The sequence below is a fragment of the Collimonas pratensis genome (genome assembly GCF_001584185.1).
Lineage (GTDB): Bacteria > Pseudomonadota > Gammaproteobacteria > Burkholderiales > Burkholderiaceae_D > Collimonas > Collimonas pratensis.
This window is the reverse complement of sequence record NZ_CP013234.1, coordinates 335,328-353,853: the sequence shown is the minus strand read 5'-3', so window position 1 is coordinate 353,853 and position 18,526 is coordinate 335,328. Positions and strand designations below refer to the sequence as shown.

The window sequence follows — 18,526 nt, the reverse complement described above, 5'->3', positions numbered from 1 at the left end:
TTTCCTGCCCATAAACCTTCACTCAAGGCGACTGGTGCCAGATATGTTTTGCTGCCCTGCTTCTTTAAAAACGCGCATTTTTTACGTGTACATAAAGTTACATTAGAAGGCGCAATCAGAAATATAGGGATAAGATAGCGCTAAAATGTCGCGCTTGCGACACCATTCGCCGAAATGCCAGCAGTTGCCTAATCGTCAATTCCACGTGGGAAGCAGCATCCGCCCAGCCTGTCGGCCGCACATGCTTATGCCGCAGCGACGAGCTTTCGATGCGGCCGGACCGGCAGCGACGCTGTACTTTGCGTAGTGACCGTTTTTACAGGTTTTACCCCATGCACCGTGTTGGGGCTGCTAGTTCAGATACAACAGGATTGCCATTGTGACCAGTTCATCAATTGACGCTAATAATATCGAGGCCATCTTCGTTGCCCATCATGGCTGGCTGCGGGCGCGTCTGCGCCGTAGCGTCGGCGATGCATTTGCTGCCGATGATGTTGCTGCCGAAACCTTCGCACAATTGCTGGCAGCTCCGCTTACGCAGCATATTCGCGAACCTAAAGCGTTATTGACCACCATCTCGCAGCGCATCGTTTATGAAATCTGGCGCCGGCGCGACCTTGAACAGGCTTGCCTGCAGGCGCTCGAGCACAGCAGCAGCGAGCAATATGCCAGTTCGCCGGAAGATCAAATGCTGTTGCTTGAGGCCTTGCGCGCCATGGACCGTACGCTGGCCGGACTGTCTTCTCGGGAATGCGCCGCCTTCTTGCTCTATAAACTCGATGATCTGACTTATCCGGAAATCGCGCGGCAACTGGGTATCTCGGCAAGCGTCGCCAGAAGATACGTAGCAAAGGGGCTCCTGCAATGCTACAAGGCCTGCTCCTTTGCGCCGCTTGCCTGAATCTTGACCATGAGCGAAGAAAAAATCGTCGAGCAAGCGATTGAATGGATGCTGCGCTTGGAACTGCCGGATCTCCCCAACGCCGAACGCGCTGCTTTTGAGCATTGGCGTAGCGCCGACCCGCGCCACGAACGGGCTTATGCCAATCTGGCCAAGTCGGTGCGTCAGTTCGATGTGCCACGTCAATTGGGCGCAACTACCGAGGTATTACGTGTCACCTTGCAGCAAAAGAAAGAACGCCGCAAGGCACTGCAGCGGATCGCGGTCTTGGCTGGTTTGGGCGTTGGCGCCGGGCTACTTGTCAATCAGGTGACGCCGATCCTGGGCATGAATGCCGACCTGCACACCGGCACCGGCGAGCGCCAGACCTTCACGCTGGCCGACGGCAGTGTCGTCACATTGAACGCGCGCAGCTCTGCCGACCGCTGGCTCGACCAAGGCCGTCGCTTGCTCAAGCTGGCGACGGGTGAATTGCAGATCGAGGTCGCCGCGCAGGCCCGGCATCCGTTCGTGATAGAAACCGCACATGGCAGTGCAAGCACCCTGAGCGGCACCTTATTGCTCCGCTCTGCAGCAGAACGCACAGAAGTCGTTTCCCTGCAGTCGCTGACCAACCTGGCAACGCTGAACGGCCAGAGCGGACAGCTGCAGCCGGGCCAGCATACCTGGTTCGATCGGAGCGCAATTGCCGCAGTCCAGAGCAATCGCGGCGGCGAAAATTCGTGGGTCGATGGCTACTACACGGCATTTGACGCCGCTTTGATCGATGTGATTGGCGCCTTGCGCCCCTATCGGCGCGGCGTGATCCGGGTGGACCCTGCCGTGGCGCAGCTCAGGGTCAGCGGCGCCTTTCCACTGGATGACAGCGATCATGCGCTCGATGCACTGGCGGCCACCCTGCCGGTTGCGGTTGCGCGCTTTACGCCATACTGGGTCACGATTTCTGCGCGGGCATAACCAGTGTGGCATAGCGTAGCTTGTGTGAATCTCAGCTCCCCCAATCCAGCCGCCATGGTCGCTTCATGCGACGGTAGTTCATCAACCGCCAATCTCCTGGACCGCAGCAGTCAGCAGATTGTCTAAGGCACTCCCCTTCCCCACAGCCATGCAATATCGTTGTTCAGCCAGCGTCTTGATCTCTTCCCTTGCCGTATCGGCGCTGGTCGCCGCCACCACGTCGGTTTGGGTGAGTCCGGCATACGCAGCGTCGGCTCAGCCGGCCAAAGTCAGCTTCAATATCCCTGCCGGCCAGCTGGAGCAAGTACTGGTAGCGATTGCCCGCTCCGTCAGAGGCATCATCCTGTTTGATCCGGCACTGGTGGGGTCCTTGAAATCAGTCGGGGTCAGCGGCAGCCTCACTGTACAGGACGCGCTGCGAGAGGCAATGCAGGGAAGCGGCCTGGAAGCCGTCGCCAATCCCGACGGCTCATTTGGCGTGCATCGCGTTGCTGTCAAAACGGCATTGCCGATTGCTGCAGAAGTTCTGCCGGCGCCGATTGTCTCCACCGAACCCGAGCCGTCGGTGCTGCCGCCGGTCATCGTCACTAATTCCGTCGACACTTACCACGGCTACCATGACACCGGATTCATCATGCGCGACACCCGCTCTGCCACCCGTACCGATACGCTGCTGGCCAACATCCCCCAGTCAATTCAGGGAGTCACAACGGATCTGATGGAGAGCCAGCAGGCGCAATCGGTGGTGGATACCTTGCGCAACGTCAGCGCAGTCACCTATGCGCGCGGCAGCGGAGTTGACCAGGCCGCCACCATCTACGTCAGAGGTTTTATCGCACCGGTCATGAAGAACGGCGTGGCGGACCTGGTCTCGCTGACCAATGTGATCAATGGCCGAGGAGCCGGTTCAAGCGCGATTACTTCGCTGGATACTCCGATAGCGGCGATTGAGCGCGTGGAAGTGTTGGGGGGTGCCGACTCCATCATTACCGGCGGACCGATGGAGCCAGGCGGCGCCGTCAACATCGTCACCAAACGACCGCAGGCAAATACGATCAGGGAGGCAACGCTGGAGATAGGCAACGATGGCCACCGGCGCGCAGCACTCGATCTGGCTGGCAGTCTGTCGGCAGATCGAACCTGGACCTATCGTACAGTGATCTCCGCCACAGACGATGCGCGCACATTCGACGGCTACGACGGCGCACGCGAGCTCTACCTGGCGCCATCGGTCGGTTACAAACATGACGGCACCACCATCGCCGCGGGCTTCAGCCATCAGCTCAACCATTCTCCGTTTGGCGGCTATCAGAGTGCCGAACTGACAGCACAAGGCCCCGGACCAGATCAGCATACTTCGCCTTGGGGGCGGCCTGACGATCACAGCTTTGCCGCAAAAACGGAGCTTTTCTACGATCTTGAGCAACGCTTGGCGCCAGGCTGGGCGTTTCTCAGCAAGGCGCACTATACCAAGCTGCGCTATAACGCGGCGGGATACGCTAATTGCTTCCCATCTTTCGTCGGCGCAAGCGACGGCATTTGTTTTCCCGATCAGTCGAGTGTCACGAGCTACACCCGCAACATTGAGAACAGCGTGCGCGCCAGCTTCCAGACCGGGCCGCTGCAACATACGCTGCTGGCCGGCATGAGTTATGGCCAGACACGGCTGGGATCCTATAGCGATGTAAGCCCGCTGGGCGGCGTCATCGTCCCCTGGCCGCCGTCCGGATTGGATCTTCCGCCCGTATCCGCCCCAGCCAGTCTGATCACCACCGACGATACTTTCTATTACACCAATTTTTTCTTGCAAGACCAGGTAACCTGGGGCCGCTGGCATGTGCTGGCGAATGTCGGTCACGAGCAGGAACGTAATAATTTTTCCACCGATACGGACAGTAACGGCGTAGAGCACGACACTTCCCCTCCCAAGAATGCCCCCGTCTATAACGTTGGCGTCGCCTACCGGCTCAACGAGAATACGGCGCTGTACGCCAATACTTTCCGCAGCTTCACGCCGGGCAGCACGGTGCTTGACTCCACCCTGAATGGCGGCCCGCCAGGTGTCGTCGTCGCCCCGCCGACCATCGGCAGGTCAGTCGAAATAGGCGTCAAGCTCAATCTGCTGAACAATCGCGCGACATTCTCCGCGGCGATTTTCCGGGCCACCCATAAAGACGTCCTGTACCAGCTCAGTGGCCCGATTACGGCGACCTCTTATAGCGATTACGTGCTGCTGCCATCCACCATCAGCCGCGGCATCGAACTGAACTTCGCGGGGCGGCTGATGCCCGGCTGGAATTTGACCGCAAGTTACAGCTATATCGCCTTTCAATACGCCAAACCGCCAGACCAGGATCCGCAAATCTCGCAGTTTCCGCGACATCGCGCCAGTCTGTGGACCACCTATGATTTGCAGTCGGAAGCCTGGCGCGGCTGGGGCGCAGGTATTGGGCTGACGGCGCGCAGCGGTTATACGGCGGTGCCGGACAGCGACGTGCTCGGCCACATCGCGGGCCAGACGCGCACCGATGCCAGCATCTATTACAGGTCAAGGCACTGGTCGACCACGCTGGGGATCAAGAACCTCTTCAATCGGCGCCTCTACAGCGACTTTGCCACTTCCACGGTAGGTGTCGAGCCATCCCGTACCCTGTTGTTGACCAATACTTTCGAGTTCTGAGCGGCGCGGCCATTTGTTGGGAGCCAGCAAAATCCCTGGCCGTCATTGCGAGATGAAAAAATAATTTGTAACAGAGCGTCATTTTCGCTTTCTCGTTGCACATACAGAGCAGATAGGTCCGATAAATATCTCTTTGCTCTGATATGGCTATGCATTTCAAATCTGAATACAGGCGAGCGCTGCCCTCGATAGCGCTGCTGCCTTTACTGTTTGCGGACATGGCGTCCGTATGGGTAGGCTGCGCAGTACCAGCTCTCTTCCTGGTTTCATCTTTGCTTTCCAATATCCCGGCTCGCATCTTGAAGCGAGCGCCGGCAAACGCCCTGAGCGGAGACAGGCCAAGCCAGGGGATTTTCTCCAGGCTGCAATATCTGTTCGCCTTGCAATCGGCAGCGCCTGCCAGAACGCAAGCGGCTGGCCCAGCCCGCGTCAGCTTGTACACCTGCCTTGCACACTCGCGTCCGGGCATCTCGCGTCTGGCAAAACGCATCAAGCTGACTGCCCGGGGCATGCTGCACTATCAGGTGACCCAGCAATGGCTAAGCTATTGGAACGCTACGCCGATGCGGGCCCAGCTGGCGGCAGCGACTCCCAGGCTATTGCAAAAAATCTACCGCCCCTACCAGTCGCTGCGTCTGCAGGATCGCCGAGAGCGACTCAATCTGTTGGTGAATCATTACGACTTCATCTATCAGCAAGGCCTTGCCCCGCTAGTCTTGCGCGCAAGCGCAGCGCCGGTATCGCTGGGCGGCTTCAGCGGAAAATCCGGGACGGTCTATGAGATTCGACTGGCGTCCGTCGCCACGCTTGACCGCGAGGGCGAGCTGACCCTGATGCTCTGTTGTGATCGACAGCTTTTGTTCTCGATCGCGTTTACTTTTCACCGCGACAGTTCGATGCCATGCATCGGCATCGGCTGCCTGCAAGGACCGCGCGGCAGCGATACACAGGAACAGGTACGGCGCGCCACCCGCGACATGTTCGGCTTGCGGCCGAAAAGCCTGATGCTGCGCCTGGTACGCGAGATCGGGCAGGCCTATGGCTGCAAGAAACTGATCCTGGTCGGGAATCAGAACCGGGTCCTGTTCCATCAAGTACGCACCGGCAAGGTGCTCGCCAATTACGACGATTTCTGGCAAGAAGTCGGCGCCAGTGCTCGGCCTGACGGTGATTACCAGCTCCGCTGCGACGACATTGCTCAACCTGATCTCGCCACTATTCCTTCCCACAAGCGGGCGGAAGCCAGACGTCGGATTGCGTTGACGGAGCAGGCAGTGCAAGCGGCATTGAACGGCTTTTGCGCGCATCCGCTTTGATTTTTCACTATCCGCAAACATCCTGCTTCAGCTTCAATTCAGACAGCGACTCTCGGAATCGGCAATGAACGCCATTGTAAAAAATACTCTCCTGGCTGGCGCTCTCTCTTTGCTTATCGCTGCCTGTGGCGGCAGCAACGCACCGCCAGCGGATTCGCCCAGGATTGCACCGGCGCCATCGGCGATGTGGCGGCCAGCCCTGAACGATACCTGGCAATGGCAGCTGAAAGAAAAGATCAACACCTCTTATCCGGTGGCGGTCTACGACATAGATCTGTTCGATACGCCGATAGCTACTATTCAGGCACTGCAAGCCGCCGGGAAAAAAGTGGTGTGTTATTTTTCAGCGGGCAGCGCCGAGAATTGGCGTTCCGATTTCGCCAGCTTCCAGGCTGCCGACATAGGCCGCGCACTCAGCGAGTGGGAAGGAGAAAACTGGCTCGACACGCGCTCAGCCAATGTCCGGAAGATCATGCGGACGCGCCTGGACCTGGCGCTAAGCAAGGGATGCAACGGCGTTGAGCCAGACAATGTCGATGGCTATGCCAATCCAAGCGGCTTTTCGCTGAGCGCCGCCACGCAACTGGAATACAACCGTTTTCTGGCGAGCGAAGCGCATCAGCGCAAACTGGCCGTTGCCTTGAAAAATGACGTGCGGCAGCTAGCCGAGCTTGTCGGCGACTTCGATTTTGCGGTCAACGAGGAGTGCCACTCGTACAACGAATGCGACGCTTACCAGAGCTTCACCCTCAATGGCAAACCCGTGTTCAACGCCGAGTATGCAAGTTCTTACGCCACCGACGTCACCGCGCGCCAGACGCTATGCGCAGACGCGCGCGCACGCAACTTCCATACGCTGGTGCTGCCGTTGGCCTTGAACGACAGCCTGCGCTACAGCTGCGAACGGTAGGACAACGGTTTTACCGTCGCCGCGCAACCGATGATGGCGCCGGACGCATGCCCCGCCACCGGCATCCGCCAAAATCATCAACGCCCTCAACAGATCGCCGCTTCCCAAAGTCGACGGTAGGAGCCGCGCTTGCCGCCACCACCTTCTTTACACCGCATTGAGCGACAGGCAAGGTGGAAACTACCCAATGACAACGGAATAATATTGCCGAAAGTCATCGTTGCGTAATAAATAACTGTTACTTTCTATAGGCTGCCAGGGTCATATCCTGGCTTGCTCGAGGATAAGGCGCTCGCCAGACAAAATCCATACGGCGCCACGGTGGAAGCAAAAATCCCCTGCTTTATTAACCGATCGACACTATAGAAATATGAAGGAGAATAGGTAAATGAAAAAATTCCTGGTTTCCCTATGCCTGATGACTCAGGCAATGTACGCCATGGCTGACGGCCAAGCGGATTGCGACGCCGCCGCAGGCAGCTATCTCACCGGCACCGTCAACGCCAAGCCGACCTTTGCGGACGGCAAGGCGCTCAAGGGCGTGAAGCTTTCACATACGCACATCAGCGTCAAAGCGGACTCGGACGGCAGGACTTATGACGTTGCCATGGACAACGTCTACGCTGCGGATTACCAAAAGAATTCGACTTCGATTCCGAAGTCGCTGGCGGCCTTCGCCTTGGGCGACAAGGTGGAAATGTGCGGCCAGCTGTATACCAGCGGCTATGGCATACACTGGGTCCACGACAACTGCAACGTCACGCCTGACTCGGCGCATCCGAATGGCTTTATCAAGAAACTGCTGGCCAACGGCAGCGAAGGCGCTAACCTGGAAGCTAGCGAAGCCTATTGCTATCTGTGGAATTAAGCGCAGCAGCCTAAACCCTGATGCCGGCTGCGCTATGCCGGCATCAGGTCTGTAGCAAACCACCTGGCGCGATGCGGTTTTTTGGAAGACAGTCATCGCGACCAGTCCTGCTCAATGATTTCTCTAGGTCTCCTCGATGTCGTGAAACCGACTATCCGCTATTCGCTGCTGCTGGCAGCGGCCGCTGCATGCCTGGGAATATATCTGTCGATGACAGGGAGTTCCGACGACCCGCTGAGCATGAAAAGCGCAAGCCAGGCTCCGCTTGCCGGCCCCTCTTCCAACAACAGTGTATTGCTATCGCCGTTTGCCCCGGGTGCCGCAGAACAGGAAAGCGGCCTCGCCGCCCTTCCCCATCCGCCCACCCCCGTGTATGCGCGAAGCGGCCGCCAGGTCGACCTCGGCGGGCTGACGGTGCAAGCGTACATCGCCAAATGGAATAGCCTGGCCAGGGCCGGCGACAAAGACGCGGCCTTCCATGTCTACCAGGCGACAGCGGTGTGCGCCAGCAACGACGACCCCGCTCCCGCATACAATAGCGCCGCCGAGCTCAGCCAGTTCCTGGATGAACGGAAAAAATTGCTGGAATTGTGCGCAGGCGTCAATGCCGCCCAGCTACAGGAAAGGATGTCCTTCCTGGCAGTCGCCGCGCGCGAAGGAAAAGTCGAAGCGCAAATCGATTACTTCATGGAAGGCCCCTACGGCCGCGATATCAACCTGGCAAAAAGCGCGGACGATCCCGTCGTCCAGCAGTGGAAAACCGAAGCCGTCACCGAATTGAAAGCGGCCGCCGCGCAAGGCGAACCATTTGCGCTGGCATTGCTGGCGCAAATCTACGAAGCCGGCGAACTGCTGCCGCGCGATGCCAAACAATCCCTCGCCTATAAGGTCGCCGAGGCGGATGCGAGAAGCAGCGTTTTGTCGGAAGAACAGCTAAGGCGCAACATCGGCGCGCAAATGTCTGACGCCGATTTTGCCAGCGCCCTGCAGACAGGCAAGCAGATCGCGGCCACCTGTTGCAAGAAGAATCGCCTCTCGTCCCAAGAATAGACGGATTCTTAACTTGGCGCAGCCTCTTGTCGATCCACCTATTAATGTCGGATAGGCCGGTGCGATTCAATAAACCTTCGAGTGACTATCTCTAATGGTTTGGCTGCTCATTGACAACTGCTTCGGTCGAGAAGCGGCCACGGAGCTTGAAGGTTGCTTCAACAGCACGGATCGCACTCCAAAAAATAATAATGCAAAGAATAATATTGTTCCCACCGCCCAGTTTCTGTCCGAATAGGTTTGCAATCGTTATCCCGACTGCCACCGTGGCGACTATTAAAACAATAATCGATGCAGCTCGACTGTTAAACCTGCGAATCAAAAACGCGCAAATAGCATAGGTAATGGCATCAAGCAAAAGGCCATAGCCTAGGACAAATGAAAACGCGGCCTGCAACGCCGCCACAAAGAAAAATGCCAAGGATGTGTCTTTGACCGCTTTGAGCGCGCTTTCCCGGGAATCTATTTTTGAGAACATTCCAATTGTTTTCTTTTCTTTATTCAAATTCATGCTTCCCCCTATGACTGCCTTGAAAACGTTAAATTGTGGCGCAAATTACTTTCGCCTCTTCGTTACCAGAAACACCGCCAAGGATTTTTCTCATCTGGTCACTTAGAGGTGGTACCGGCGATGTCATAGCATTTCCATCTACAGCATGCAGTTCACATTCATCTTCTTGTACCTTTGCCGAAAGCACTTGAGTAATCGACCACATTTTTACAATGATTTCTAAACCAGGATTCTTTACCAGCGCGCTGCCGCGCCGATAATCGCCATTTTTTTCTAAATCACAGCCGCCCTCGATCAGGCAGGCGCCAGCGCTACCACATCAAGTCGTCCGGAATCTGGAACGCTGCATACGGATCGTCCGCATCGATTTCAGTGCTGGTTTTGTTGACCCGCACCACGAGCGAAGCATCGCGCTCGGCGATCTTGTCGGCGATGATCCCGGGCACCAGGTCCCTGGCCGCGCCCTGGCAGATGATCACCAGGCGCCCGGCGATCAGGTGCCCCTGGACCGCAGCCGACACATACAGCCGTTCGATCTTCTTGTCATGGGTGAAATTGTAGGCGATGTCGCCTTTGCCCAGGCTTTGGCGATTCTGCTGCACCATCTGGGTAATTTGCGCCGCGATCGCCTTTTGGGTGGCGGCTGCATCGCGCTGGGCGTTGAGTTCGCGTGCGCGCTCGGCATTCTTGCGCTGCGTCTCGAGCGCCGCCAGGCGCGTTTCATCGACGCTGACCGTGCCGCTGCGGCGCTCCGCCTTCTTCTGCTTGTTCTTGTCCTGGTTGACCAGTTTGGCTTTAGTCTTGTCAACCAGGCCAGCTTTCAAAAATTGCTCTTGCAACGAGGCCATATGTGCTGCTCCGAAAATAGGATCCGGCGGCCCAGGCAGTAGCGCCCGCCGGTGGAAAGCCGCTAGCATAGCAAAAATGATGCTTCTGTGGACCAATGGACGTTGGCTTGCTGGGACTCCTGATGAGAATGAAGCCGGAAATTGCCTGATTCAAGCAGGTCACCGCATTCCCAGTTTACGCGCCAGCCGCGGCATGGTCGCGGCAAACCCCAGTTTTTCCGATTCACGGCAAATTTTTTGCAGCCCGCTCACGTTTTCGTGGCTGCGGTCTTGCAGGCAGCTGAGCGCACTATCAATCAATTGCACATGATGACTGACCCAGAGGCAGGGCTCGGTTTGCGCCAGCGTCGACATTTGCTGCGCGTAACGGCCAGCGTTGCCGTAGTCGCCGCTCATCAGGCAGGTTTCGGCGGCGGCGACGTAGAAGCGAAAGGCATTGTGCGCAAGGCAGCCCTGCGTCAGCTGAGCCTCTCCCTTGCGCAAGGCTTCCTGGCGGATCGCCGGATCGGCGGCGATCAACGCCAGGCTGCCCCAAATCCATGGACCGATATAGCGCTGCAATTGCAGACGCTCCACCAGTTCGGCCGCTTCCAGGATGCAAGCTTGCGCCAGCGCCTGCTCGTCGCGCCAGAAGGCGACGCGCGCCTGGCCTTCCAGCAGGATCGCTTCAAAGCGGCTGGCGCCGATGCTGCGGGCGATGTCCAGCGCGGTAGACAACTGTTCCTGGGCTTTCTCATCGGCGGCGGTCGCCACCAGTACCCAAGCGGCGGTCAGCCGTGAAAAAATCTCTGCGCGGCGATTGCCCACCGTACGGCCGTGCTGCACCGAATCCATGGCGTCTTGCAAGGCCGGCCCCGGCCGTCCCAGATAAATCAGGGTCGAGCCGCGCGCACTACGGCTGGGCGCGATGACGTTCATCAGATCGTTTCTTTGACACAGCCGCACACAGCGATCGAAGACATCGTGTGCGGTCTGCATGCGGCCTTCGGCGTAGTAGGAATCGCCGATGCCGCTCAGTGCATTAGCCTGGCTTTCCGGGTTTTCGCTGATGCGGGAAAAGTGCAGGGCTTCCTGATGGTGGCTGCGGCCGCGCATATAGTCGCCGCGCGGGAAGGAGATATTGCCCTGCAAATGGAACAGACGCGCCAGCGCATCGTGGTCTTGCGCCTCCCTGGCCAGCGGCAGCGCCGCTTCCAGCACGCGCTCTTCTTCATCCAGCCTGTCAAGCGTATTCAACACGGGCGCCAATCCCAATGCCGCTTCGATTTTCTCATCGGCATGAGCCGCCAGCTGCAGGGCGCGCTGGAAGTATTGCTGCGCCGCCGTGGTCTTGCCGGTGCCGGCTGCGGCGCGCGCGCGCAGCAGTGCCAGGCTGAAGCTGACTGCGGCCTGGTCGGTAAATGCATCGCACAGTTGCGCCAGCTCCAGCGCTTCGTCGTACTCATACCTGCCCAGCTTTTCCCGCATGGCGTTCAACAAGGCTTCGAAGCCGGCGAGGTCGTTGGCGCGCACCAGGTGCCTGGCGTACAAGGTCGGGTCGGACTGGCGCAGCGGCTCGGCCACGCGACTATGGTAGCTATTGCGCAGGGCAAGCGGTATGGCATCGTAGATACAGTGCATCACCAGGTCATGCACGAACATGTAGCAGCCGGTTTCGGTTTCCTTGATCAGGTTCTGGCACGCCGCGCGCGCCGGCTGGTAATCCGCCTGTTCCAGCGCCGCCCGCAATGCGGACAGTTCAAAACGGTTGCCGATCACCGACGCGATCGACAGCGCGCGGCGATGTTCCGGCTCCAGCCTGTCGAGGCGCGCCTGTATCAAATGCTTCAGGCTTTCAGGCACGGTGCCGGCCGGATTCGACAGCAGCTGCGTCAGATACAGCGGATTGCCTTGCGCCTTTTCCACGCAATGCGCGCGGTAGCCGGGATCGACGTCGGCGAACTGCTCTGCCAGCGCAGCCGCCTCGCGTGCGCGCATGGGGGCGACATCGAGCAGGCTCAAAGGATTGGAGAAACAGGGCCGTAATGCACTCTCCAGCGGGTCGCCCTCGTTGCGGGAAGTCAGCACCCAGACGATGGGTGCATCATCTGTTAGCGCCAGCAAACGCCCCAGGGCAGCGAACAGATGCACATCGCCCCAGTGCAAATCCTCGATGCAGATCAGCAGGGGCTGCTGCAATGCCAGCCGCACCAGCAGCAACTGCATGGCGCGTAAGGAACCCTGCAATCTGGCTTCATTGCTCATGGCGGCGTACACCGCCATTTCCTGCCTGCTGCACGAGCCGCTGGCCAGCACTTGCAGGAAAATATTCGCTTCGGCCGGCAGCTTCCAGCGTTCCAGCGCTGCATGCAAGGCGGCGTCCTGGGCAGCGCCGGCGGCGGCGGGCAAGCCGAGCAGGCTGCGCACCAGCTGGCGCAGCGGCGCATACGAGCTTTCCATGCCGAAGTCCTGCACTTCACCTTGATGACAGGAAAACTGGCAGTCTCGGGCAATCCCGGAAAACGCCGTGACCAGACGCGTCTTGCCAACTCCCGCCATGCCGCGCAGGTACACAACGTGGCCGTTCTGGCATTCCTGGGTCGCTTCGACCACACCTTTGAACTGAAGGATTTCTATGGTGCGCCCGGTCAGGCCGTGTTCGGGCACGCCGTCTTGCGCGCCCGCCCGCAGGCATCGGTGGTAGGCGCCAGCTTCCTTTCCGGCCGGCGCAAAATCAAAACGCGCTGCCAGTTGCACCACCAGGTTGCGGGCGACGTAGATGGGGGCGTTCGCGTGCCCTGCATGTGCCGGATTCGTCAAAGCATGGTCAGGTTCGGCAGATTCTCCGGGCCAGCGCACCAGCCGCAGCCAGATGGCGTGGCCGGGGCGGACAAAATCGCCGCTCAAGGCAAGCGCGCACAGCAGGCAGCGTTCGCTGTCGCTGCGATAGGCATGCGGGAAACCGAAATGCACGACCACCGGATTGTCCCGGCCATCGTGGACGGCATCGATGACGCCGCCGAACTGCCGCACCAGCTGCGCCAGTTCATCGTGCAGGGCCAGGGATCCGCTTGCCTGCACAGAGCCTGCGGCACGCAATTCAAAGCGCAGCTCCAGCACATAACGGATAACGTCGTGAGGATATTTCGGCGTCGGATCGGACGCCGGGTTCGATCTCAAGGCAGCATCGCTCCCCGCAAAGGCAAGCGGCAGGTACGGCATCGCCGCTGCCAACCCTGTTTCGCCGGGCTTGCTGACCAGCGTACCGAGGTCGACTTCAAAGATGGTCGCCAGATGGCGCGCCGTGCGGTAGAGCACCGGCTTTCCGGTTTCGGCACGCTTGATGGAGGCAATCGAGACACACAGCTGTTTGGTAAAACACAACTCGGCCAGCGTTTCCTGGCTGATGCCGCGTTCTTTGCGCATGCCTTTCAGCAAACCGGCATTGAGCACGATGCGGCCGTCGGAAACCGCGGAAGCGGCGCCCGGCGCAGCTGCAAGCGATGCGTAGCTCATGGCCGCGCAGGCGTCCTGGGAACTTGCAGCGAGCTATCCGGCATACCGTCCTTTCTGGAGACGAGGATACGAGTGAAAAACCATGCTGCCCCAATCGCGCCGCGATGGGTCCGGCTCTGATACCGAACTGATACCGAAGTGATTCTGCAATGGACTGTCGCAGACGCTGCCGGACTTCCATACTTGATCCAACAAGACGCACTCAGGTCCGCCGGCCCAAACCAGGCGGCCCAAGGCATAGAGATGAATTATACGTTCAACGAGATAACGGCCGGTTGTCCTTCCTGCAAAAACATCTCGACAACAGGCGGCGTCCGACTGCCGACATTTACAGCACGCTCAGGGAAAAACCAGTGGAGTCCAGAAACCACTTTAAATAACGGGGGCGCTCCAAAGCGCCTAATCGCTAGCTGTCACACGGAGAATATAGTATGAATACAACTGTCACCGCATCCGAACTGTCTGCCACCGACGTCAAAGTCACCTATGAACGCCTGCAGGTCCAGGGAACCGTTAGCAATTTCACAGCGCATCCGATGATCCTCAAAAGCTCTGATCTGTCCTGGGGCAAATGGATGCAATCGCCGGTCGATGTCGCTAGCTTCAGTACCGGCCGTTTCGGCTCGCAAGGCCGGGACAGCTCGCCATCCGGCACGGAAGGCACTGCAACTTGGCAACTCGGCAACGCTGTCATCACGATCAATTTCAGCTGCCCGCTCCGAGGCAGCAATGGCCAGAGCATCAGCTGCGAGCCGAAAGGCGCTTTTAAAGTGTCGTGCACAGGCACCGGCGGCGATGTGAATGCCTGCACTTTCCAGATTAATTCGTAATCTGCGGGCCTGCTTGCTGGCAGGCCACCTCCCCTATCTCTGAAAATGCCGGTTTGCCGGTTTGCCGGTTTGCCGGTTTGCCAGGATGGGGGATTCTTTGCTGTTGCCGTGCAAGCGCCGCAAGGCAGCGCCATGCTGAGGTAATATCGACGCCTTGAGTTTATTCACCGTTTCGCCTAAAGCCGGAGCAAACTTGTGGCCCCGAACATCTTCGATCCGATCGTCTTCATCCTGGACGGCAGCCCGTTTCCGCTCCCCGACCCCAAAACCTTTTCCTATCTGTATAACGAGCGCGGCCATCCCGAGCACCTGCACGATAGAAAAGGAACGCTTATCGAGATGGCGCCGGAAAATCCCGACCTCGAGCGAGGGACCAGATACACCGGCATCACGCACAGGGAAAAACCTGTTCCCGACGCATCCTACGCAGTCACCTTGTTTGACTTCAAGGCGCCGGAAGTCCACTACGAGGCCTTGAGGGCGACGCCAGAAACCGCACAAGCATTCGGCATGACCCTGCTCAGAAACGGCGAATGCGTACGCTTTGAATACGAAGCCCTGGTCTGCTCAAAATTCAGCTATGGCAAATGGGCGGGACATCAATCGCCCTACCTGGAAGCCGCGCGGCGGCGCGAACTGCTGACCTACAACCCTACCGACCTGGAATTCCACAATTTCCCTCACGTGTTTTTTTCACAGGATAGCCGCCCGCTGGTCATCAGCGTCGCCCGCTGGCGCCCCTACGTGAATGAAATTTCCTTGGCTGATCTGTGGCTGGCGCCAGGCGACGCCATCGTGCTGCCGCCCAAGGTGTTCCCGTCTCCGCCCAGGCCCGGCGCTTCCTACGCTGAAGCAAAAAGGAAGATCGTCGACCTGCATGGCAACCGGAACTCTGCCTTCGCTTGCTGGCATGATCCCGCCAAACCCGTGCTGGTGACCGAAACCATCCTGGCCAATGCCGCGCTGATGTCGTCGACCCAGGCTGGCTTGCACTATCACGAAGAAGTGACGCCTACCAGGCATACGCTCCCTGCGGCATAAGCGCTGCGGACTGCAAGTCCGGCCTTGCAGCGTGGCCATGCCGTTGTCTTACTTTTTTGCCGCAGCCGCGTCATCCCTTGCTGCCATCATCAGCAGTGCGCCGATGATGGCGATATTCTTCAGGAAATGGTTGAGTTGGTTCTGCATGGCGGCAGGATCGGCTTGCCAGAAGCGATGCGCGGTCAGCGTTGCGATTGCCGTAAACACGGCCACCGCCACAGCCACCGGACGGACGCGCCAGCCGCTCAGGATCGCCAGCCCGCCGCCAAGCTCAAACAGTATCGCGGCCAGCACCGCCAGCGTGGCGAACGGCACGCCGATCCGCTCCATATAACCTGCCACGCCGGAAAAATCGACGATCTTGAGCGTGCCCGAAATGACGAACAATGAAGCCAACAGGATGCGGCCGACGCGATACAGTGCGGGAGAAGTTTGCATGGTTTTTTGGTGTTCAAATGAAGATGGGCTCAGTTGCCGAGGCTAACGGTAAAACGTGGTTCAATGCGGTGGCGATGCTAGCTGCGCATCGCCACTTGGCTTGCTTGATGGTCGATCAATGGCCAACATAATCGTGCAATTCGTCCAGCTCGCGATTGGCAACCGGCACATCAGACTTCAGCTCCGCCTTGACCTCGGCGCGGGTGGTGGTCGATGCGACCGGCAGCAGCACCGGGTAGGCGGAGGCCGCGTAATTCATGCTGCCATCGGCGCGCGCCTGTTCCAGTTCAGCGATGACTTGCGCGCGTGTCTTGCTCGAGACAAAAGGCGCTTCGGGTGGATAAGCCGCTTCAGCAAGAGCGGAGCCTGCAGCAGCGGCAAGCGCTGCGGTGATGAGAATTTTCGAGATGTTCATTTTGTGCTTTCAGTAAAAGTATGAGCCGGGATGGCGACGGTGTCGGCATTGTGGGGGAGGCTTATTTCCAGCATGTCTTACCGTGAGATCGATACTATGCTCAAAGAAAATGAAGATAAATTAGCTAAAATGCGATCTTCCGTTCTGTATATAGAACGATAAAGGCGGAACTTTTGATGAGCAAACTGACTATCGACCTGAACGATCTGTATTTCTTTGTCCAGGTAGCCGACCACGGCGGCTTCACCGCGGCGGCAGATGCCCTGGACATACCGAAATCCAGGCTGAGCCGGCGCATCGCGGAACTGGAGAAATTGCTCGGCGTCCGCCTGCTGCACCGGACCTCGCGCCGGATCGCGCTGACCGACGTCGGCGCCGAGTTCTACCAGCGTTGCGTGGCGATGATCGCCGAAGCACAGGCCGCCGAAGATGTGGTGCTGCGCACCCTGGTCGAACCGGTAGGGACGATACGCGTCAGCGCGCCCGACGGCATGGTCGATCTGGTGCTGAGCGATCTTTTGCCGCGCTTCATGGCCAAGTTTCCCAAGGTCCAGGTCATGACGCAAATTACCAATCGCAACGTTGACCTGATCGAAGAAAGAATCGACGTCGCTTTGCGCATCAACTCCCTGCCGCTAGAGAGTTCCAGCCTGGTCCAGGCCAATTTGTGCGCGACGCCTTGGGGACTTTTTGCGAGCCCGTCTTTCATGGCGCACGCCGGACAGCTGTCATCCCCGGCCGAGCTGGCCACGCTGGACGCGTTGGTCTTCGGCATGGAGGACGACGCACCGGCCTGGCGCCTGCAGAACCAGGCCGGCGCACAGCAGATCGTCAAGTTGAAGGCGCGCATGAGAAGCGACAACATCCGGCTCCTGAAAAAGGCGGCGCTGGCGCACATGGGCGTGACCGCCCTGCCCTGCCACATCTGCTCGGAAGAGCTGGCGCAAGGATCGCTGCAACGCGTGTTGCCGGATTGGCGCCCGCCGGCGGGCCAGGTGCGCCTGGTATTCCCTACCCGGCGCGGCGTAGTACCTGCCGTGCGGGCGTATATCGAATTCCTGAAAACCGAGTTGCCGGCCAGGATTGCGCTGCTGTCGGGCAGCGACTGAAGCCGCTAAAGCCGTCAGGCAATCGCCGGATAGGCGCCGGTGCCATCCGGCCACGGCGTCAGCACTTCAAAGCCATTGTCCGTCACCGCCACCATGTGCTCCCACTGCGCCGACAAGGAATGATCGCGCGTGACCACGGTCCAGCCGTCGTCCAGCTCCTGGGTTTCGCGCTTGCCGGCATTGAGCATCGGTTCGATGGTGAAGACCATGCCAGGCTTCAGGCGCAACCCTTCGCCCGGATTACCGTAGTGCAGCACCTGCAGGTCTTCGTGATAGATCTGGCCGATGCCGTGCCCGCAATATTCGCGCACGATGCTGAATTTTTCCCGCTGCGCCACGCTCTGGATCGCATGGCCGACGTCGCCCAGCGTGGCGCCGGGGCGCACTTGCCGGATGCCGGCGCACATCGCCTCGTAAGTGGTGTTGACCAGCCGGCGCGCCAGCGCGCTGGGCTCGCCGACGAAATACATGCGGCTGGTGTCGCCGAACCAGCCGTCGGCGATGACGGCAACGTCGATATTGACGATGTCGCCATCCTTCAAGACTTCCTGCTCTGACGGGATGCCGTGGCAGATCACGTCGTTGACCGAAATGCATACCGTTTTCGGAAAGCCGTGGTAGCCGACATTGGCCGGTATCACCTTTTGCACATTGACGATGTAGTCATGGCACAGCCGATCCAGCTCATCCGTGGTGACGCCCGGTTTTACATGTTCCGCGATCATCAGCAAGACATCGGCAGCCAGGGCGCCGGCGATACGCAGCTTGGCGATGTCCGCCGCCGACTTGATCTGACCCGCGCGGCTCATCGCACCACCCTGCGCGCTACTTTCGGCGCCGCCGTCACCGGGGGCGCAAGCTCTTGCGTGAAGAACGCCAGGCTTTGGTCGCCAGCCTGCTTGGCGCGCATCATCAGCTGACAGATATCGCCGTGGCAGAGCCCTGGATGCAGTTCGGACAGCATGCCGATACGCATCCAGTGTTCGGCCTGGGCGTTGATGGAGCGGCTCAGCGCGTCGCTCGCGGTGCGCAGGTTGTCGTGCATTAGATCGGAGATTTTAACGATGCCCATGATGACCCTTTATTTATACGATTCATATATGGAACGTATATTATCACGTCACTCGCCATTGTCAAATCCGTACTGGATTTCATGC

17 protein-coding genes are annotated in these 18,526 nt (G+C 59.0%); 10 read left to right on the top strand and 7 right to left on the bottom strand.

What is annotated here, in order from left to right:
- Nucleotides 1-379 precede the first annotated feature (379 nt).
- From CPter91_RS01560 to CPter91_RS01530, 7 genes are all read left to right on the top strand, one after another.
- Nucleotides 380-901, top strand: a complete 522-nt coding sequence (locus tag CPter91_RS01560; protein ID WP_061936077.1) for a sigma-70 family RNA polymerase sigma factor — start codon at nt 380-382, stop codon at nt 899-901.
- A gap of 9 nt (nt 902-910) precedes the next feature.
- Nucleotides 911-1,858 carry a FecR family protein gene (locus CPter91_RS01555; protein WP_061936074.1) on the top strand — a complete coding sequence of 316 codons (948 nt, stop codon included), beginning with the start codon at nt 911-913 and terminating at the stop codon, nt 1,856-1,858.
- Between the two features lie 175 nt (nt 1,859-2,033).
- Nucleotides 2,034-4,538: a TonB-dependent siderophore receptor gene (locus CPter91_RS01550; RefSeq protein WP_236905918.1), complete on the top strand. Its 2,505-nt coding sequence runs from the start codon at nt 2,034-2,036 to the stop codon at nt 4,536-4,538.
- 299 nt (nt 4,539-4,837) lie between these two features.
- Complete coding sequence (locus tag CPter91_RS01545) at nt 4,838-5,854, top strand: VirK/YbjX family protein (RefSeq protein ID WP_236905917.1); 1,017 nt, start codon at nt 4,838-4,840, stop codon at nt 5,852-5,854.
- 64 nt (nt 5,855-5,918) lie between these two features.
- Nucleotides 5,919-6,764 carry an endo alpha-1,4 polygalactosaminidase gene (locus CPter91_RS01540; RefSeq protein ID WP_061936069.1) on the top strand — a complete coding sequence of 282 codons (846 nt, stop codon included), beginning with the start codon at nt 5,919-5,921 and terminating at the stop codon, nt 6,762-6,764.
- Nucleotides 6,765-7,152: 388 nt separating this feature from the next.
- Nucleotides 7,153-7,632, top strand: a complete 480-nt coding sequence (locus CPter91_RS01535; RefSeq protein WP_236905916.1) for a hypothetical protein — start codon at nt 7,153-7,155, stop codon at nt 7,630-7,632.
- Nucleotides 7,633-7,773: 141 nt separating this feature from the next.
- Nucleotides 7,774-8,682, top strand: coding sequence for a sel1 repeat family protein (locus tag CPter91_RS01530; RefSeq protein ID WP_061936066.1), 909 nt, complete (start codon nt 7,774-7,776; stop codon nt 8,680-8,682).
- A 91-nt stretch (nt 8,683-8,773) separates the two neighbouring features.
- Here the strand turns inward: CPter91_RS01530 and CPter91_RS01525 are convergent, their stop codons facing one another.
- The 3 genes from CPter91_RS01525 to CPter91_RS01515 form a co-directional block, all read right to left on the bottom strand.
- A complete protein-coding gene (locus CPter91_RS01525) occupies nt 8,774-9,193 on the bottom strand; it encodes a hypothetical protein (protein ID WP_061936063.1) in 420 nt (139 codons plus the stop codon).
- Between the two features lie 311 nt (nt 9,194-9,504).
- Nucleotides 9,505-10,041, bottom strand: a complete 537-nt coding sequence (locus CPter91_RS01520) for a DUF2058 domain-containing protein (protein ID WP_061936061.1) — start codon at nt 10,039-10,041, stop codon at nt 9,505-9,507.
- 159 nt (nt 10,042-10,200) lie between these two features.
- Nucleotides 10,201-13,536, bottom strand: coding sequence for a helix-turn-helix domain-containing protein (locus CPter91_RS01515; RefSeq protein ID WP_061936058.1), 3,336 nt, complete (start codon nt 13,534-13,536; stop codon nt 10,201-10,203).
- Nucleotides 13,537-13,967: 431 nt separating this feature from the next.
- On the opposite strand from CPter91_RS01515, the gene CPter91_RS01510 reads away from it, so the two are divergent.
- Both CPter91_RS01510 and CPter91_RS01505 read left to right on the top strand, forming a co-directional pair.
- Nucleotides 13,968-14,366, top strand: coding sequence for an aegerolysin family protein (locus CPter91_RS01510; protein ID WP_061936055.1), 399 nt, complete (start codon nt 13,968-13,970; stop codon nt 14,364-14,366).
- Between the two features lie 195 nt (nt 14,367-14,561).
- Nucleotides 14,562-15,407 (top strand): hypothetical protein, encoded by an 846-nt coding sequence (locus CPter91_RS01505; protein WP_061936052.1) that lies wholly within the window; start codon nt 14,562-14,564, stop codon nt 15,405-15,407.
- 48 nt (nt 15,408-15,455) lie between these two features.
- Here CPter91_RS01505 and CPter91_RS01500 read toward each other — a convergent pair whose 3' ends face one another.
- Together CPter91_RS01500 and CPter91_RS01495 are read right to left on the bottom strand one after the other, a co-directional pair.
- Nucleotides 15,456-15,845, bottom strand: coding sequence for a DoxX family protein (locus CPter91_RS01500; RefSeq protein WP_061936049.1), 390 nt, complete (start codon nt 15,843-15,845; stop codon nt 15,456-15,458).
- Nucleotides 15,846-15,960: 115 nt separating this feature from the next.
- On the bottom strand, nt 15,961-16,260 hold the full coding sequence (locus CPter91_RS01495) for a DUF4148 domain-containing protein (RefSeq protein WP_061936046.1): 300 nt from the start codon (nt 16,258-16,260) through the stop codon (nt 15,961-15,963).
- Nucleotides 16,261-16,436: 176 nt separating this feature from the next.
- Between CPter91_RS01495 and CPter91_RS01490 the strand changes: the two genes are divergently transcribed.
- Nucleotides 16,437-17,369 carry a LysR substrate-binding domain-containing protein gene (locus CPter91_RS01490; RefSeq protein ID WP_061936044.1) on the top strand — a complete coding sequence of 311 codons (933 nt, stop codon included), beginning with the start codon at nt 16,437-16,439 and terminating at the stop codon, nt 17,367-17,369.
- A 14-nt stretch (nt 17,370-17,383) separates the two neighbouring features.
- On the opposite strand, the gene map is transcribed toward CPter91_RS01490, so the two are convergent.
- Nucleotides 17,384-18,178 (bottom strand): type I methionyl aminopeptidase, encoded by a 795-nt coding sequence (map, locus tag CPter91_RS01485; RefSeq protein ID WP_061936041.1) that lies wholly within the window; start codon nt 18,176-18,178, stop codon nt 17,384-17,386.
- A complete protein-coding gene (locus CPter91_RS01480; RefSeq protein ID WP_061936038.1) occupies nt 18,175-18,441 on the bottom strand; it encodes a ParD-like family protein in 267 nt (88 codons plus the stop codon). The genes map and CPter91_RS01480 overlap by 4 nt, the downstream gene beginning before the upstream one ends.
- Between the last annotated feature and the right edge of the window lie 85 nt (nt 18,442-18,526).

Excerpts from the sequence above, each read along its gene's own strand:
- CPter91_RS01490 (WP_061936044.1), top strand. The coding sequence starts at position 16,437 with ATGAGCAAACTGACTATCGACCTGAACGATCTGTATTTCTTTGTCCAG.
- CPter91_RS01480 (WP_061936038.1), bottom strand. The coding sequence starts at position 18,441 with ATGGGCATCGTTAAAATCTCCGATCTAATGCACGACAACCTGCGCACC.
- CPter91_RS01495 (WP_061936046.1), bottom strand. The coding sequence starts at position 16,260 with ATGAACATCTCGAAAATTCTCATCACCGCAGCGCTTGCCGCTGCTGCA.
- CPter91_RS01510 (WP_061936055.1), top strand. The coding sequence starts at position 13,968 with ATGAATACAACTGTCACCGCATCCGAACTGTCTGCCACCGACGTCAAA.
- map (WP_061936041.1), bottom strand. The coding sequence starts at position 18,178 with ATGAGCCGCGCGGGTCAGATCAAGTCGGCGGCGGACATCGCCAAGCTG.
- CPter91_RS01535 (WP_236905916.1), top strand. The coding sequence starts at position 7,153 with ATGAAAAAATTCCTGGTTTCCCTATGCCTGATGACTCAGGCAATGTAC.
- CPter91_RS01555 (WP_061936074.1), top strand. The coding sequence starts at position 911 with ATGAGCGAAGAAAAAATCGTCGAGCAAGCGATTGAATGGATGCTGCGC.
- CPter91_RS01525 (WP_061936063.1), bottom strand. The coding sequence starts at position 9,193 with ATGAATTTGAATAAAGAAAAGAAAACAATTGGAATGTTCTCAAAAATA.
- CPter91_RS01500 (WP_061936049.1), bottom strand. The coding sequence starts at position 15,845 with ATGCAAACTTCTCCCGCACTGTATCGCGTCGGCCGCATCCTGTTGGCT.
- CPter91_RS01520 (WP_061936061.1), bottom strand. The coding sequence starts at position 10,041 with ATGGCCTCGTTGCAAGAGCAATTTTTGAAAGCTGGCCTGGTTGACAAG.
- CPter91_RS01515 (WP_061936058.1), bottom strand. The coding sequence starts at position 13,536 with ATGAGCTACGCATCGCTTGCAGCTGCGCCGGGCGCCGCTTCCGCGGTT.
- CPter91_RS01540 (WP_061936069.1), top strand. The coding sequence starts at position 5,919 with ATGAACGCCATTGTAAAAAATACTCTCCTGGCTGGCGCTCTCTCTTTG.